Annotated in this window: 11 protein-coding genes; 8 read left to right on the top strand and 3 right to left on the bottom strand. The window is 46.6% G+C overall.

Annotated features, from left to right (window positions below):
• Positions 1-41: 41 nt before the first annotated feature.
• A complete protein-coding gene (locus N773_RS0116120; protein WP_024858759.1) occupies positions 42-1052 on the bottom strand; it encodes a hypothetical protein in 1011 nt (336 codons plus the stop codon).
• A gap of 297 nt (positions 1053-1349) precedes the next feature.
• Positions 1350-3698, bottom strand: coding sequence for a vWA domain-containing protein (locus N773_RS0116115; protein ID WP_024858758.1), 2349 nt, complete (start codon positions 3696-3698; stop codon positions 1350-1352).
• 508 nt (positions 3699-4206) lie between these two features.
• On the opposite strand from N773_RS0116115, the gene N773_RS0116110 reads away from it, so the two are divergent.
• The 6 genes from N773_RS0116110 to N773_RS0116085 all read left to right on the top strand — a co-directional run bounded on the left by N773_RS0116110 (position 4207) and on the right by N773_RS0116085 (position 14068).
• Positions 4207-5736 (top strand): ATP-binding protein, encoded by a 1530-nt coding sequence (locus N773_RS0116110; protein ID WP_024858757.1) that lies wholly within the window; start codon positions 4207-4209, stop codon positions 5734-5736.
• 181 nt (positions 5737-5917) lie between these two features.
• On the top strand, positions 5918-6622 hold the full coding sequence (locus N773_RS0116105; protein ID WP_024858756.1) for an ABC transporter ATP-binding protein: 705 nt from the start codon (positions 5918-5920) through the stop codon (positions 6620-6622).
• A gap of 5 nt (positions 6623-6627) precedes the next feature.
• Positions 6628-10032, top strand: coding sequence for an ABC transporter permease (locus N773_RS0116100; RefSeq protein WP_024858755.1), 3405 nt, complete (start codon positions 6628-6630; stop codon positions 10030-10032).
• A 26-nt stretch (positions 10033-10058) separates the two neighbouring features.
• Entirely contained in the window at positions 10059-12815 is a 2757-nt protein-coding gene (locus N773_RS0116095) for a glycoside hydrolase family 3 protein (RefSeq protein ID WP_024858754.1), read from the top strand.
• A 3-nt stretch (positions 12816-12818) separates the two neighbouring features.
• Positions 12819-13154 carry a hypothetical protein gene (locus N773_RS0116090; protein ID WP_024858753.1) on the top strand — a complete coding sequence of 112 codons (336 nt, stop codon included), beginning with the start codon at positions 12819-12821 and terminating at the stop codon, positions 13152-13154.
• On the top strand, positions 13151-14068 hold the full coding sequence (locus N773_RS0116085; protein ID WP_024858752.1) for a hypothetical protein: 918 nt from the start codon (positions 13151-13153) through the stop codon (positions 14066-14068). Before N773_RS0116090 ends, N773_RS0116085 begins: the two co-directional genes overlap by 4 nt.
• A gap of 162 nt (positions 14069-14230) precedes the next feature.
• Here N773_RS0116085 and N773_RS0116080 read toward each other — a convergent pair whose 3' ends face one another.
• Positions 14231-14818: a helix-turn-helix domain-containing protein gene (locus tag N773_RS0116080; protein WP_024858751.1), complete on the bottom strand. Its 588-nt coding sequence runs from the start codon at positions 14816-14818 to the stop codon at positions 14231-14233.
• Positions 14819-15096: 278 nt separating this feature from the next.
• Here N773_RS0116080 and N773_RS0116075 point away from each other — a divergent pair, with 278 nt between their 5' ends.
• Both N773_RS0116075 and N773_RS0116070 read left to right on the top strand, forming a co-directional pair.
• On the top strand, positions 15097-16164 hold the full coding sequence (locus N773_RS0116075; protein ID WP_024858750.1) for a lectin-like protein: 1068 nt from the start codon (positions 15097-15099) through the stop codon (positions 16162-16164).
• 664 nt (positions 16165-16828) lie between these two features.
• Positions 16829-17827 (top strand): hypothetical protein, encoded by a 999-nt coding sequence (locus tag N773_RS0116070; RefSeq protein WP_024858749.1) that lies wholly within the window; start codon positions 16829-16831, stop codon positions 17825-17827.
• The last annotated feature ends 68 nt before the right edge of the window (positions 17828-17895 follow it).

Here is a 17895-nt window from a genome sequence, read left to right as displayed (position 1 = left end):
AAAGGCACTCCCACAATGGAAGTGCCTTAAAAACTGCGTTTTTATTTTTCAAGAACAACTTTGCCGTCTTCATCATACTCGATGATACCATCGGAGTCAGCATCAACCAGTTCTTCCTTCTCATAGGAAGCACCGCCGGGGATAGCACCCTCGGGAACCTTTATAACGTTGCCTGCATCATCTTCAAATACGATATCCGCGATGTAGAGATCGATATCGTTCTTTACCACCCATGCCATAACGGTAGTGTAGTTGGTCTCGTACTCGTGGTTGAACTTAGCATTCTCCGAGATACCTATTCTTGCTGTGGTAACGGTGTGTGCCCACTGGTTGCACCAGCCTTCGCCCGAATCGGAAGCCATTTCTATGGTAGCTGTATTGCCTGCCCATTCACCATTATTATTGGAGCCCATCGCACCGCCGTACCAAGCTACGGTAACAGGTCCGAGCCCATTATCATAAACCGCCTGATCTTTGGCAATAGCTACCAGTTCCACCTTGATCGTGAAGATATCGTCCATCAGCTCGGGCTGAGAAGCGAAGAGCTTGTTCATATCCGTTTTGATCTTCAGTATCTTATGACCGTTGTTTGCGGTATCCTCGGTGTCGTAGATCTCCTCGTCGCACTTGAGCATAGGTATGCCTGCAACTTCCTGTACGGAGAAGTTGATCTTAGCCTCATCGCCCTTATAGCCATCTTCGCCGGGCTTAACTTCATCTGTGCCCTCATAGAAAGTAGTGATGATGCCTGAAACATCGCTGTCTGCCGCGAATGTGAGAGATGCGTTGTCGTAGCACTCAAGAGAATCTGCAATTGCGGACAGCGGCTTCCAATTAGAATTATCTACTTTGGCAGCTGCGTCCTCCTCGGGAGTAGTCTCAGCAGGTGCTTCATCCTCAGCGGGAGTAGCCTCTGCAGGTGCTTCGGTCTCAGCAGTGGTAGTAGTGGTAGTTTTTTTCTCGGGCTCACTCTTATCGTCCTTTTTGCCGCAGGATGCGAACATCAGCGATGTCATGGTGAGTGCGAGAGTCATTGCAAGTATCTTTTTCATTTTTTTATACCCTCCATATTATATACCCGTAGACTTTGCACGGGTCTGACTGATTACATTTGTATTATAACACTTTTCACAAAGCTTTTCAATGTTAGTTTTTCACAATATTCACAGAGTTTTGCGGCAATTTTGCACTGATAACGATTACAGTGCGAGCAAGAAAATGCCCCCGCATCAGGCGAGGGCAGGTGTTGGTTTCAAATTTTAAAAAGATCCGCTCATCCCGCTGACACAACAAATAATCGGTGTAATATCAGATAACATCAACACGACGATCCATGCTGATATATTTTATCAGTGTTCTGCAACGCTTGAAAACGAAACACCCACGGTCTTACCCTCATAGGTGGCAACATAGGCAAAGCTCTGCTCTCCTGCTTTAATATTGCCGTCAACATCGATATCAACCTTGGCAATGGGTCTCTTTTCGAGGTAAAGTTCCTTGATCTTTTCGGGATAATTATTATCGTAAACTCTAAGGATATACTTTCTGTGGCAGTTTGAATCCCTTATAAGCCCTATGGTATTGACTGTATGTGTATCGTCTATAGTAGTTACCACAGGTACGCCCAGACTCAGCTGATTACACAGCGTATTGAAGCCATCGTCGCCGCTGGTAAGGTTATATTCATCTGCTTCATCATCCCACCTGAGAGCATTTAGCCTGTAAAGTGCCGCACATAGCTGTGCATCGTCTTCGTTATAGCCTTTTGCTATCTTATCTATACCCTCTGCTATATCAAGTGAAAGCAGTTCGACCTTTGACCACGGAAGATTGCCCGCCTCTATCTTACGCTTGTCTATCTTCCAGCCCTTGTTTTCTGCATCCTTACGATAATTATTCATCACCATAAGGGTATCGCCCTTTGATCTATAGTCGATATACTCGGTGACCTTTGAATAATGGTGCCTGAATATTTCGGTAGATACAGCACTCAGCGGCTTTCTCTCATCATAAGCCTTGCCTGTGACTGTGTCCCTGAGGTCATAACCTGCGGCATCGCTTTTCTGCATAGAGGGGTCTGCGGGGGAGATATCGCCAAGGGACATCTGCACATTGCCGAGATACCAGTCTCTTGCCATGACTGCCATGCCAAAATCAACACTGGCGCTGGTAGTAGTCCTGAAATTCTTGAAAGCAAATCCGTTCCTTACAGGATCAAAGCCCGTATTGTAAAGTGAATAACCCGTAACATCGTCGCTGGAATCGGAGTATGTAACTATATCGTAGTTGAGCGTAGTAACGATCTGCTTATAAACATCATCAAGAGCAGAAGCGTCCGACGCCGAGTAGTACTTTCCGCCCGTGGAATATGCGACCTCCTGAAGCCATGCACGGTCGATATCCCTGCCGAGACCGACTGTCAGCACTATTACAGATTTTTCATTTGCAAGTGCAGAAAGGGTCTCGATGGTCTCTGCACCTCTCTCATCGGATTCACCGTCGGAAAGCATAACTATGATATTTATGTACTTTCCGTCACCTGTCGCAGTGAATTCGTTTATACACTTTTTAAGTGCAGTCTGATTGAAAGTTCCGTCGAAGACCTCGTCCTCGGTCCTTATCCTTTTAAGGACATCCCGCAGCTCAGATCTGTCTTTGGTAAATCCGCACATCTTTGTATATGTTCCCGTGAACTTGCTTATGCCTATTTGGAAATCGCTGTTAAACTTATCTATCAGTGACTCGGTAAAATCAAGTCGTTTGAAATCCACGTCGTTCTCGGAAGATGTGGGGCAAAGCGCCTTGGGATACATGGAGCCCGAGTTATCGATAAGGAATACAACTCTTGTTGTCGCGGAGTCATTCACAGACTTATCACAACCCACCACATAAGTGCCGGGCTCGGTGATAGTCGCCTGAACATAGCCCTTCTTGCTGTCCGGTCTGGATTCAACTGGAGTATACTCGCGTTTATCAACATCAAAGTGGAGAACTTTAAGATCACTGTAATCACAGCCAAGCTTATTCATCCTGTTTTTATCAACATCTATTCTGATGGTGGCCTCAAGGCAGGGATATTCGGAATAGTAATCATATACTGCCGAGACCACGCTTGGATTCGATGATATGCCGAAAAGATCAAGCTTTTCGAGAGAAGCACCTGCTATATTCGGGTTTCCGCTGAGGTGTAGCTTACATCCGTCAAGTTCCTTTTCTACCACGACCACTCTCGATTTATCGGGTGTGGTGCCGTCGGTAACATCCAGTCTGGGGCTGGTGCCTGAGATTATCTCATAACCGTCCAGCATATCATCACCGTCGGTATCGGGATCCAGTGGGTCGGTGCCGAGTTTTAACTCGTCGCCATCGGAAATACCGTCGCCATCGGAATCACTGTTCTGAACACTGGTACCCTCTTGTGTCTCGGATATATTTATCAGGCCGTCCTCGTCCCAGTCACCGTTTTCAGGGAACTCGGGCTCTTTGTATGTACTCTGTATATCCAGCTGTGAAATGGCATTTTTCGCCAGATTTATCCTGTTGCTTCGTCTGATGCTCATACCGACAATAGCCACTGTGGCTACTACAACAGCCAATATGCCCAGCAATATAAGCAGAGTTATACGCTTTTTGCGCATACCTCTGTCAAGGCTCTTCACAAAATCATCGGCTGTCGGATTACCCTGACGTCTTCTCATTGCGTCTTCACCAATCTTCCTATTTTTACATACCAACCATATACCTTATCACATATTCATCTGCGAACAGTGAATTTTATATGTATATAATATCACAATATTCGGTGATTTTCAAGCCAATTCTTATGGAAATATTACACAAAATATCGAGTCGGATTTTTACTTGCATCACAGACCCATATTTCATTTTTTCATATCATTAATATCTTTATATGAACTTCATTTAAAACATAGCCGCCTGTTTTGGCTGTTTTTGTATGATACAGATATTTTCACTTGATTTTAAGCAATATTTGACGTAGGACGCATATCGTGATTTTTCACATACTTCCATTTTTTCTGAGATAAAATTCCCCTTGCCAAATTGCATATATTTAATTAAAAAAAGTAAGTCACATTTCCGAAATTTATTTTTCCTATTGACAGGGATTTGGAGATAGTGTATAATATTAGGTGAAAATTTTTGGAATAGTTTTTGACTATTCTGTGCAAGAAGGAGTTTTTGCTTATGACCATAAAAGACGCAAAACAGCAAGTGCTCGATTCTATCAAGGCTTATCTGGAAAAAGATGAGTTTGGTGAGTACAAGATAAGCATCGAGCATCAGAGACCCTGCTTCCTGCTCGGACCTCCCGGTATCGGCAAGACCGCTATCATGGACCAGATAGCTCAGGAGACAGGCGTTAACCTGATATCCTACTCGATGGCTCACCAGACCAGAGAATCTGCAATGGGTCTGCCTGTTATCGTTGAGAGAAACTTCGTCGGTGCCGATGTTAAGGTTTCCGAGTATACGATGTCGGAGATCATTGCAAACATTTATTATACTATGGAGCAGACTCACATCCGTGAGGGCATTCTGTTCCTCGATGAGATCAACTGCGTATCCGAATCTCTTGCACCTATCATGCTGCAGTTCCTGCAGTACAAGATCTTCGGTCTGCACCAGATCCCTCCCGGATGGGTAATCGTTACCGCAGGTAACCCCCCTCAGTTCAACAAGTCCGTTAACGAATTCGATATAGTTACATGGGACAGATTCAAGAAGGTCGAGATCGATGCTGAATTCCTCTGCTGGAAGGAATACGCTTACTACGGCGGTGTTCACCCCAGCATAATAGCATTCCTCGAACTCCACCCCACTCTGTTCTACGAGATAGACGCTACCGACAGACACAACTACAAGATCATCACCGCACGTGCGTGGGAGGATCTCTCCGAGATGATTCAGCTGTACGAGAGTGCAGGCATGGCAGTTACTCTGGAGCTGGTAGGTCAGTACCTGCAGGATCACGATGTTGCTCCTATGTTCTACGAGTTCTACTGCAAGTTCAACGAGCTGCGTGAAATCTATGATCCTGATGATCTGCTGGACGGCAACATCACTCAGGCTGCTGTTGACAGAGCCGGAAAGGCTGACATCGAAGAAGCTATAGCTCTGATGAACCTGCTGATGGACGGCGTTACTTACACAATGAGAACGACTATCCAGATGGAGAAGATGATCAGACAGATACATCCCAAGCTTGAAGATATACTTATCAAGATCAACGAGGGTCTTTCCTGCCGTCAGATCATTGCAGAGCATATCATGACCACAAGAAAGAATCTGGATATGGCTGTTAAGGCGCGTATAATCTCGCCTTCCAACAAGAAGATCCAGCACTGGATAATCCATAATCTGGAAGCTTACATGGACAAGTGCACCAACGAGGGCCGTGACAACAAGCAGAGATGTACCATCATCATCCAGAATGCGTTCACTAACCTGCTCACAGGTGCCAAGAACGTTACCAGCCAGTCCATGTCCGGTATGAAGAATATGTTCACATTCATGGAAGCTGCTTACGGCGCTGAAAGCCCTGTTATGAAGAAGCTTCTTGAAGAGCTTACTGTAAACTGCCACACCACCGACTTCATCAAGAAGTACGGTTCCGACGAGTTCTACAGACTGCTCGGACAGCCCGCTGCTGCGCCTACATACAACAATATGTACGAGCTCAATCTGGAAGACTGCCTGAAGTTTGAACAGGAATAAATACTATTCTCCCCTGTCATATGACGGGGGAGTTTTTGTTTTTACAGCAGTGAAAACTTTGCTTTGTAGTTTTATGTATAAAACGATTTCGTGTGCCGACTTGTCTTTACTTTTTCCAAAATATATGATATAATCAAGCATAGTAATTTTCGTGTAAAACTAACAATAAGGGTGAATATGAATGAGTGCTTTTGTTGAATTCAAAAACGTGAAAAAGACCTATAAAACAGGCGAAGTCGAGATACAGGCGCTGAAAGATGCCTCCTTTGAGATAGAGAAGGGCGAGTTCTGCGTTATCGTCGGGGCTTCGGGCGCAGGCAAGACTACGATACTCAATATTCTCGGGGGTATGGATACCCTGACCTCGGGAAGCGTGAAACTTGACGGACGTGAAATATCAAAGTTCGGCAAAAAGGAACTTACAGCTTACAGAAGGTACGATATCGGCTTCGTTTTCCAGTTCTACAATCTTGTGCAGAACCTTACCGCCAAGGAGAATGTCGAGCTTGCGGCACAGATATGCAAAGACCCTCTCGATGCGGAAGAAGTTCTGAAACAGGTGGGGCTCGGCGAGAGAATGAAGAACTTCCCCGCTCAGCTTTCGGGCGGCGAACAGCAGAGAGTTGCCATAGCCAGAGCTCTGGCAAAAAATCCCAAGCTGCTGCTTTGCGATGAGCCTACAGGCGCACTGGACTACAACACAGGCAAGGCAGTGCTTAAACTATTGCAGGATACCTGCCGCAAAAGCGGTATGACTGTGGTGGTCATCACCCATAACTCCGCACTGGCAGCTATGGCTGACAGGATAATAACAGTTAAAAGCGGTACTGTTGAAAGCATGAGACTTAACACGGAGATAGTAGATGTTGAAAACATCGAGTGGTGATGTTCATGAAGTCAAAACTTAAAGTTTCAACTTTCAGGGATATAAAAAGCACCTTCGGACGTTTTGCGGCGATACTGGCGATAATCGCCCTGGGTGTGGGATTTTTCTCGGGAGTCAGGATAACTACCCCTGCAATGGTGAAGACCCTTGGCGGTTTCATGGAAGATCATGAACTTTACGATTACAGGATAGTATCCACTCTCGGCTGGGAAGAATGCGATGTTGAGACCCTCCGCGTTCGTGATGATGTCCGTGCGGCTGAGGGCGCTTATTCTCTGGACATAATGTTCAAGGACGACTACGGCAACGCCCCTGTTATGAAAGTACATTCGCTGACAGAAAATGTGAATGTCCCCGAGATACTGGAAGGCAGACTGCCCGAGAATGACAGCGAGTGCGTTATGGACGGCAAGACCTCCTATAAGCTGGGAGATGTGCTGTATGTGAATACCGAGAACGAGAAAGACACCCTTGAAAAGTTCAAGCCCCGTGAAGTCACCGTGGTGGGACTGGTGTATTCCCCCGCATACGTTCACTTTGAGAGAGGTACCACCTCCCTCGGCAACGGTACGATAAACGGATTTATATATCTTAACAAAAGCGCTTTCGATATGGAAGCCTATTCGGAGCTGTACGTAAAACTCGACCATGAGCTTGAAGTATATTCCGACGAATACGAAGACTACATGGCGAAGCGTGAAGACGGCTGGGAAAAGGCGGCAGAGGACGCCGCTGAGGAGAGATACGACCGCATAGTATCCGATGCAGAAGACGAACTTGCGGACGGAAGAAAGAAACTTGAAGATGCCCGCGAAGAGGGTCAGCAGAAGCTTGACGATGCCCGCGCAGATCTTGATGACGCTAAGGAAGAACTGGATAAGGCTGCAAAAGAGCTCAAAGATGCTGAAAAAGAGATAGCTGACGGCGAAAAGGAGATCGCGGACAACGAGAAGAAACTCAAGGACGCGAAGATCACCCTTGACGACAGCGAAAAACAGCTCCGGAACGGCAAATATCAGCTTGACAATGCATGGTCACAGCTTATGACGAGCAAGGCTGAGATAGATGTTAACGAAAAAAAGATCACCGAGGGCGAAGCGGCGCTGAAAAAGGCACAGGCTGAACTCGATGCGGGTGCTGAACAGATAAACGCAGGTATTGCGGAGATAGAGGTCCAGACCGCGGCTCTTGACGAGCAGTACGCGCAGTTCATGGCGGAATACGGCGAGTATCTCGAAATGATGGATATGCTCCCTCCCGAACAGGCAGAACAGATAACTGCGGCTAAGGCGCAGATAGACGGCGGATACGCACAGCTTGAAGCGGCTAAGAGCGAACTTCTTATGAAGCAGGAAGAACTCACGGCGGGACAGGCTGAACTTGACGCAAAGAAAGCGACTCTCGCAGAGGGCAGAAAACAACTTGAAGCGGGAAAAGCACAGTACGCTCAGGGATATGCGAAATATAACGCTTCATGGGCTGAATATCAGTCGGGCAAGGCAAAGCTTGACAGCGGCAGATACGAATACAATGACGGCGTAAAAAAACTTGCTGACGGCAAAAAGGAACTTGAAAACGGCAAAAAGGAATACGAAGACGGAAAAGCCGAGTATGAGGACGGTCTTAAAAAGTATGAGGACGGCGAGGCTGAATACGAGGACGGTCTGACTTCATTTGATGAAGAGATAGCAGATGCAGAGCAGGAACTGGCAGACGGCGAAAAAGAGCTCCGCGACTTGAAAAAGCCCGATGTTTTCCTGCTTGACAGAGATACCAACATCGGCTATGCCTGCTTTGAGAACGATTCTTCCATCGTGGGCAAGCTGGCTAAGGTCTTCCCTGTATTTTTCATACTTGTAGCGGCACTGGTATGCATGACCACCATGAGCCGTATGGTCGAGGAACGCCGCACACAGATAGGCACGCTTAAAGCCCTCGGTTACTCCGAAAGTGCGATAATGAGCAAGTTCACCATATACGCAGGAAGCGCGGCACTTCTGGGCTGGTCCATAGGCTATGCACTGGGCACTTATATATTCCCGCAGGTCATCTGGCTCAACTACAAGCTTATGTACATAGAGCTTGATGTTGGATATCTGTTTGACTGGAAACTGGCTCTGCTGGCGGGCTTGGTATCTCTGCTTTGCTCGGTAGGTGCGGCATGGCTGTCGTGCAGATATGAACTCAGCGAAACAGCGGCTGAACTCATGCGCCCGAAATCACCAAAGGCGGGCAAGAGAGTACTTCTGGAATACTTCCCTTCCATATGGAACAGAATGAAGTTCCTGCACAAGGTATCTATACGTAATATATTCAGGTACAAAAAGCGTTTCTTCATGATGGTTGTCGGCATAAGCGGCTGTACTGCACTGCTTCTCACAGGATTCGGTATGTCCGATTCGGTAGGAGATTTCGCAGTGGTGCAGTATGAAGAGATCGTAACAGCAGACGCTTCGGTTACTTATTCTTCCGATGACAACGGCGATATGCCCGGGGAACTCAAAGAAAAGCTTGAAAGCACGGGAGCGACCCACGCCGACCTTTATGCTGGTTCATGGGATCTTGTGACAAAGGACGCAGTCAAGAGCATAAGCCTTATGGCGCCTGTTGATTTCAGCGAATTAAATGGCAGTATGAACTTCAACAAGCCCGACGGCAGCAAAATAGACCCGCCCACAGGTGATGAAGCACTTGTAAGCATCAGCATTATGCAGAGATACGGCGTAAAAGAGGGCGACACTATCACCCTGAGAGATGAAAATATGCGTATGATGGAATTCACAGTTAAAGCAGTGTTCGATAACCACGTATACAACTATGTTTTCATACCCTATGATTCCATTGAAAACCAGCTTGGCGAGAAATTCGGGCTGAATGAAGCTTACGTGAATTTCCCCGAGAACACCGACGTTTATCAGGCGCAGACCGACATTGCAAAGCTGAAATGCGTGAAAAACCTGAGCCTGTTTGAAGACCTGAAAAAACGTATGACAGACTCCATGGCGAGCCTTGACTACGTTGTGCTGCTGGTAATAATATGTGCGGCACTGCTGGCATTCATCGTGCTTTATAATCTCACCAACATAAACATCACCGAAAGAGAGCGCGAGATAGCCACAATAAAGGTACTGGGATTCTTCAAAAAAGAGACCTCGGCTTATGTGCTGAGAGAAAACCTCTTCCTTACAGGTCTTGGTATCATAGTCGGGCTGATACTCGGAAATATGCTGCTGCACTTTGTAATGTCATATCTCGTCGTTGACATGGTATGCTTCAAGGAGAGGATACTCGTAAGAAGCTATCTGTACAGCATAGGTCTGACGATAGTATTCAATCTGCTGGTGAATATCGTTATGGAAAACAAACTTGAAAAGATAAATATGGCTGAAAGCCTTAAATCGGTAGAATAGAAATTTTTACGATACGGAGGTAAACTATGGCTACACTAAACTGGAAAGATTATCTCGCAAAAGCGGCAGAAGTAAATGCAGAGGGCGCAGTACTGCTGACAAACAACGGCGTTCTCCCGCTGGATAAGAACTCTGAAACAGCTGTTTTCGGACGTATACAGCTGGATTATTACAAAAGCGGCACAGGCTCGGGAGGCATGGTTAATGTTGACAAGGTCACAGGCATAGTTGACGGTCTGCTTGAAGCAGGCGCAAAGCTCAACGAGGAAGTGCTGAAAACTTACAGGGACTATGTGGCTGAACACCCCTACGACTACGGCGAGGGCTGGGGCGGCGAGCCCTGGTGTCAGGAGGAGATGCCCCTTGACGATGCTCTTGTAAAAAAGGCGGCAGAGACCTCAAATACAGCCGTATGCATCATCGGACGTACCGCAGGCGAAGAGCAGGACAACGGCGTAAAGGCAGGTTCCTATCTGCTTACCGACGGCGAAAAGGCTATGCTTCGCAAGGTCAGGGATAATTTCCAGAATATGGTCGTTCTGCTGAATGTGGGCAATATCATCGATATGGGCTTTATCGACGAATTCTCCCCCGATGCGGTAATGTACGTATGGCAGGGCGGAATGACAGGCGGCACAGGTTCGGCTAAGGTACTGCTGGGCGAGGTATCCCCCTGCGGCAAACTGCCCGATACCATCGCTTATGATATCACCGACTACCCCTCCGATAAGAATTTCCACGACAGGGACAGAAATTTCTACACCGAGGATATATACGTAGGTTACAGATATTTCGAGACTTTCGCAAAGGACAAAGTGCGCTTCCCCTTCGGTTTCGGACTCAGCTATACCAAGTTCGAGATAAGCGCCGAAGGCAGAAAAACGAAAAGCGGCGCAGTTATCACCGCTAAGGTGAAGAATATCGGCAATACCGCAGGCAAGGAAGTTGTACAGGTTTATACAGAAGCCCCCAACGGCAAGCTGGGCAAGGCGGCGAGAGTTCTCTGCGGATTTGAAAAGACAAAACTCCTTGCACCCAATGAAGAACAGACGCTGACGATAGAAGTCACTGAGCGCGACATAGCTTCCTACGATGACAGCGGCGTTACGGGTCATGCATATGCATGGGTAACTGAAGCAGGCGAGTATAAATTCTATGCGGGCAGTGATGTGCGCAGTGCAAAGGAATGCTTCTCATTCACCCGGAACGATACCAAGGTCATCGAACAGCTTGAACAGGCTCTCGCACCCGTTATGCCTTTCAAGAGAATGGTGCGCACCGCAGAGGGTCTTTCCTTTGAGGATACTCCCCTTTCAAAGGTTGACGAAGCCGCAAGACGTCTTGAATATCTCCCCGAAGAGATAGCTTTCACAGGTGATAAGGGCATACGCACCGCCGACGTTTTCCACGGCAAAAACACCCTTGATGAATTCATCGCACAGCTTGACGACAATGACCTGAACTGCCTTGTACGCGGCGAGGGTATGTGTTCACCCAAGGTAACTCCGGGTACTGCGGCGGCATTCGGCGGCATAGCAAAACATCTGGAAGAACTTGGAATACCCGCAGGATGCTGTTCCGACGGTCCCTCGGGAATGAGACTTGATGTTGGCACAAAGGCTTTCAGCCTGCCCAATGGCACACTCATCGCGGCGACCTTCAACAAGCCCCTTATCACCGAACTTTTCACATATCTCGGCTTGGAGATGAGGGCTAACAAGGTTGATTGTCTGCTGGGACCCGGCATGAATATCCACCGCCACCCTCTCAACGGCAGAAATTTCGAGTACTTCTCCGAAGACCCCGTACTCACAGGAGATATGGCGGCTGCCGAGCTCAAAGGTCTGCACTCGCAGGGCGTGGAAGGCACTATCAAGCACTTCTGCGGAAACAATCAGGAGACCAACAGACACTTCCTCGATTCGGCTGTAAGCGAAAGAGCACTGCGCGAGATATATCTCCGCGGCTTTGAAACAGCTGTCAAAGAGGGTGGTGCAAGGTCGGTAATGACCACCTACGGCAAGGTCAATGATCTTTGGACAGCGGGAAGCTTCGACCTGAACACCATGATACTCCGCAAGGACTGGGGCTTTGACGGCTTCACAATGACAGACTGGTGGGCAAATATCAACGACCGCGGCTGTGCTCCCGACAAGAACAATTTCGCCGCGATGGTACGCGCGCAGAACGATGTGTACATGGTATGCGCAGACGGTGAAAGAGGCAGTGACAATGTTATAGCGGCACTGGCAGACGGCAGACTTACCCGCGCAGAACTTCAGAGGTCCGCAAGGAACATACTCTCATTCATGATGAGCACTCATGCTATGGCAAGAAAGCTTGGCGAGGACGAGGCTGTTGAAGTTATCAACAAGCCCGCCGAGACCGTTGACGATGGCGCAGGCGACAGAGTGTTCCTGCTGGACGGCGACCTTACCATAGATATGAGCGGCGTGAAGACCGAGAGAAATCTCGATTACAGCTTCACTGTAGATGTGGCACAGTTAGGTCAGTACCGCATGGAAATGACAGCAAGCTCAACACAGAGCGAGCTTGCACAGATGCCCGTGACCGTATTCAGCATGGGTACTGCATGGGGCACATTCACATGGAACGGCACAGGAGGAAAACCCGTGACCTTCGCCGTGGAAGAGATGCCCATGTTCTCCCGCTATACTATATTCAGGCTTCACTTCGGTCTGGGCGGACTTGATATGGATAAGATAGTATTCAAAAAAATAAGACCCGCCGAGGGCACAGGTCTGTGCGTTGAGGATATCTGAAAGATGGCTTCAAACGCAGACGTACTTCTGGCTGAAAGCGAACATTTTAAAGTAAAAAGCTTCTACGAGGACGCCGCGCTTATCGATAAAAGAACGGGCAGAACTTTTCCCGTTTGCGATATTTACGGCGACCCCGAGGGCGCACTGATAAGCAAAGACGAAAGCTTCGCAGTAGTATACGGCTGCGGAGCGGTAGTGTGCCGTATCCCCGATATGGTATGCACCGAGATATCCGATAAATGGGTGATATCTGCTGAACAGACAGATACACAAAGCATCAGGCTGACGTTTGAAGACGGCAGCACAAAAAATTATGACCTAATGGAGGAACAAAAATGAAAAGGACAACAGCATTAATAACAGCAACAGTAATGGCACTCTGCATGACAGCCTGCGGAGATAACACGGATAAGCCTGCAAAGGAAGACTCATCAAGCACAAGTGCGGCAGCACAGGAAGAAAAGGGCACCACTCTTTCCGATGAGGAAATACTCAAAAAGGCTAACGGCTGCGTAAAAACAGGCTATAACGCAGTAGCTGAATATCTTGCCGATATGGAAACACAAGGCAGAATCTCGGAAGCGACCGAGCAGGAAGCGTTGGATCTCGCACTAAAAGAACTTGAAGGATACTGCGATATAAACGGTACAGTGGGTGTAAGGTTCGATGAAATGGATGATAATGGCTTTTTCAACTTCACAGTGCAGTTCCGTTCAGCTGACAAACCCGAAATAGTCGGACAATATCCCGACCCTGCACAAACCCCTGAAGACAGCCCCGCATGGAATGTGAATGCAGAAGGCGAGTGCAGTGCATCTGAAACCGCAGGTACTTCAGGCGGAAACGGCGGTTCTTTCGGTGATGAGATAAGCGATTTTCTGACAGGCGGATATACTTCAAAATCCAAGCTGAAATCTGCAAACGGCAACGCAAAAACGGGCTACAACGCAGTAGCTGAATATCTTGCCGACCTGGAAACACAAGGAAAGCTTTCAACAGCCACCGAGGAAGAAGCAGCCGAGTTTGCCGCACGCGAGCTTGGCTACAACGATTCAACAGGCATAGTTGGTGTAACGTTTGATGGTGATCTCACCGAGAGCCCTGATTTCCATGTTCTTTGGCGCGAGAACGAAAATTCAGGTATCATAGGAAGATATCCCGACCCTCCCCAGAGTCCCGATGAACAGATAGATTGGGACGCAGCTGCGGAAATGAGCTGTTACGAGACATATTATAACGATGACGAGGACTAACTATCTCATCCCCAGAACTGAAAACTGCCAACTCTAAAGTAGCCTTTAACGCAGTGTGTGAATATCTTGCCGATATGGAAAGCAATATAGTTGCACACGCAGAATAAGATCAAAAAATACCCGTTCTCCACGACGATAACCGTCAGGAGAACGGGATATTTTTTATTTGATATCCTGATAGAACGCCCCATGTTCGGTGCAGTACCATATCAGTCTGCCCATGCGCACGAGGGGCAATCTTGCCTGCATCTTCCACTCGGGATACTGCCTGAACATCATCACGGTGCTGTCGCAGACATACGCCAGAAATGAGATATAATGCTGCTTTGTCATCTCATGGTCGGCGGTCACGAACAGTTCGCCGTCGATCACCTCGGTTTTCAAAACATCATCACCCTCCGCCTTTTTGGGCACTATGGGTGAAAGCCTGTTTCCACAGCAGCTGACAGAAGCTTCCGAAGTCGAAGTCATTATGCCGCCGCAGTCCTTGCATACGTAAAATCTTATCTTTTTCATATCGCCTTTCTCACTTTCGTTTATATCTTTACTGCCCGAAAGCAGGGTGTTCACATCTGTGCCGAATACCTCCGCCAGGTCGGCAAGCAGAGATACATCCGGCGCACCGTTGCCGCACTCCCATTTTGATACTGCCTTGTCGCTTACGTTGACTTTTTCTGCCAGCTGTTTCTGTGTAAGCCCAGCCGAAAGTCTCAGCTGCCTTATCAGAGCCCCAGTTTTTATCTGATCCATTATCCTCACCTCTTGCCTATATTTTAACTCACAGCAGCCGAAAAGTCAATCCACGCTCCGTAGATATGCATAAAACAAAAACGAAGACCCGTAAGAGTCTGCATTTTCTTATAACACTAATGGGGCATACTGTTTTCAGTGAATTTATTTGTTTATTTAACATATAAGCACATTTCAATTTACAGATCGCTTTGGTCCATTTTGCTATTGACCAAGTGCAAATTATATTTTATAATATTATTAGCTATTATTAGCGAAATTGTGAAAGGAATGATATTATGTCAATAAAACAAACTTTGTGTGGAATAGCGGCACTTACACTTATGCTTTCAAGCGGTATGGTTGTCGCTGATGCGGCGGGTGCTGCAACAGAAAATGGAGCAGAAAACAAACTGCTCGATACTATCTCGTACCGCGGCCATGTATATCAGCTGTTTGACGGTGGTCTTACATGGAGCGAAGCAAAGGAAGCGTGCGAAAAGCTCGGTGGACATCTTGCTACGATCACTTCCACAGAGGAGCAGAGATCCATAGAAGATCATCTTGGCGAACCCATCTGCAACAATTACTGGATCGGCGGATATCGTGACGGAGATTCATGGAAATGGATCACCGATGAAAGCTTTGAGTATACCAACTGGGAGTCAGGCGAACCAAATAACTATGGCGGCTCCGAGAATTACGTTCATATGTTTGGTGACGGATACAAGACCAGAGGCAGATGGAATGACGCATCTGACAGCGGTGCAGCATACGCCAACAGTTATTACGATCTTGATAAGTACGGTTATATATGTGAATTTGATCCTGCAAACCCCGATGTCACTTACACCCCCGGTGACAGCTGTGCGAACCTTGAATGGAACGCAGTTCCCAATGCCGAGAAGTATGCTGTATGCGGTTTTGTAAGCGGCAAATGGACGAAGCTCGACGAGACGACCGATACTTCCTACACTGTAAAAAATCTTACAGCTGGAAAGGATTACAAGGTTGCAGTGATCGCCATGTTCGGCGATGAATGGTACGACGATTTTTCAAAAGCTATCATCGTTACTCCGAATTCGGCAGTTATTTATCCCAAAGTAAGCAATATTAACATAAACAGCAAATCTCATCAGGCAAAGATCGACTGGGAAGCTGTTCCCGGTGCGGAAAAATACGGCATTGCTGTGCTGATAAACGGCAAGTGGAAGGTACAGGGCTACACAGATGCCGATACTACCACTATCACCACCCCCAAGCTCAAAACCAACACTGAATATAAGCTCGTAATATGTGCGAAGGTCAACGGCAAGTGGGAAACAAGCAAGCTAAATGAAAGAGCGTTCAGATTCATCGCTTTATAAAGATCAGAAACTCAGCACGGCTGTACGGGAAAACACGTACAGCCGTTTTCATTTACGCTAAAGCACAAAAAAACAGGCTCTTAATGATAAGAACCTGTTTCTAATGATGCCGCTGACCGGACTTGAACCGGTACGGTATTGCTACCGGCAGATTTTGAGAAATTCTATGAACTTTGCAAATCGTTTCACAGTCTTACAAAGCATGGCATTCAAACACCGTATTTTCGGGCTTTTTCAGGGTTAAAAATGTGAAACGCCGAAATTACAGGAATCAAAAAAAATCGAAAAAATGATCAATTTGGTAGAAAAGTTGGTAGAAAACCATGCTGGCAGAGAAATAAGATGGTAGAAAAGTTGGTAGAAAAAAAGAGCCCTCAAACGACGTAATTTCGAGGTTTACAAGCGTACAGCGTTCTAAAAAATGAAATTTCGGAGCGGTGTACGCTATTTTTATGCCCAAAACTGAATATTGTTTTACGCTCCTCAGAAATGAGGAGTTTTTTTATTTCTCATATCAAACGATGCGACAGCGCTATGGTCGCTAAATATTTTAATACTATTATAATGTGTATTTTTTACGCTGTCGTGAACAAAAGATGAATTGACAATAAAGGAAAAAGAATGAAGAGTAAAATAATCCAATAACCATCAGGAGGAAAATGATATGCCAAAACTAAGAATGAAAAGGGATAAAGGCTTTACGCTGATAAACAATACGATTCTCAGGAACAAGAGGATCGGAAGCTCACCGAGAGGTGTGTACGTTACAATGATGTCTATGGCTGACGGCTGGAACTTCACTGTTCGTGGTCTTGCCAGCATCATGGGCGAAGGAGTTACCAAGATTTCCACCGCCATGCATGTGCTCGAAGATGAACACTATCTCAAAAGAGTGCGTGTTTACGAAAAAGGTAAGATCGTTGACTGGGACTACTATCTTTATGATGAGCCGTACCCGTTTGACGACCAGGATGATAATGCTGAAAACTCTGCAGCATCAGATTATTCAAACACTGAAAACACCCACTCCCCTAATTTTTTACCCTTACAAGATACGGATAATCAAGATACTGATAACCTTGATACGGAAAATCAAGATCAAGTAAATCAATATATTGAAAAGCCGTACAGATATAAAGAAACAAAACAAGAAAAATCAAAAAAAGAAATATCTTGTTTTGAAGAAAAATCAATCGATCAATCACTGACAGCTTCAGACGGTAGTGTTGAAAACTTCACTGAGGTGAATCAGGATGGATTGATCGATGGACTGATGAAAAACAGAAAAAAAGCTGAAGATCAGGTAAAAGCAAATATAAACTACGAAGAATTCTGTGAATGGGTCACATTTTTCGGTAATGACAGACTCACAGTCAGTGAAATAAACAATATCGTAAGAATGATAGTCGACGGTATCTGCTCAAAGACACCGTATCAGGATATATGCGGTGAGATCAAGAGCAGACGTGAAATCGCAGAGGTCATGCTGCGTGTTGATCAGGAATGCATCGAGCGTTCTATCAGCAAGACAGAGACCAGATGCGACATAACAAACCGGAAAGCCTACTTCTTCAGTGTTCTCTACAAGGAAGCTGAGGATAAGGACTTTATACGCAATGACCAGGCGAGAGCAGATCTTTATGACATAAGGAATAATTTCTGATCCCGCCGGAAGGAGGCGAAAACAATGACATAGATTACAAACTGCAACAAAAAACCGCCTGCGGATAA

This window comes from Ruminococcus albus AD2013 (genome assembly GCF_000526775.1).
GTDB classification, from domain to species: domain Bacteria; phylum Bacillota; class Clostridia; order Oscillospirales; family Ruminococcaceae; genus Hominimerdicola; species Hominimerdicola alba_A.
The sequence above is the reverse complement of the archived record's forward strand: the minus strand, read 5'-3'. Positions and strand labels throughout refer to the sequence as shown.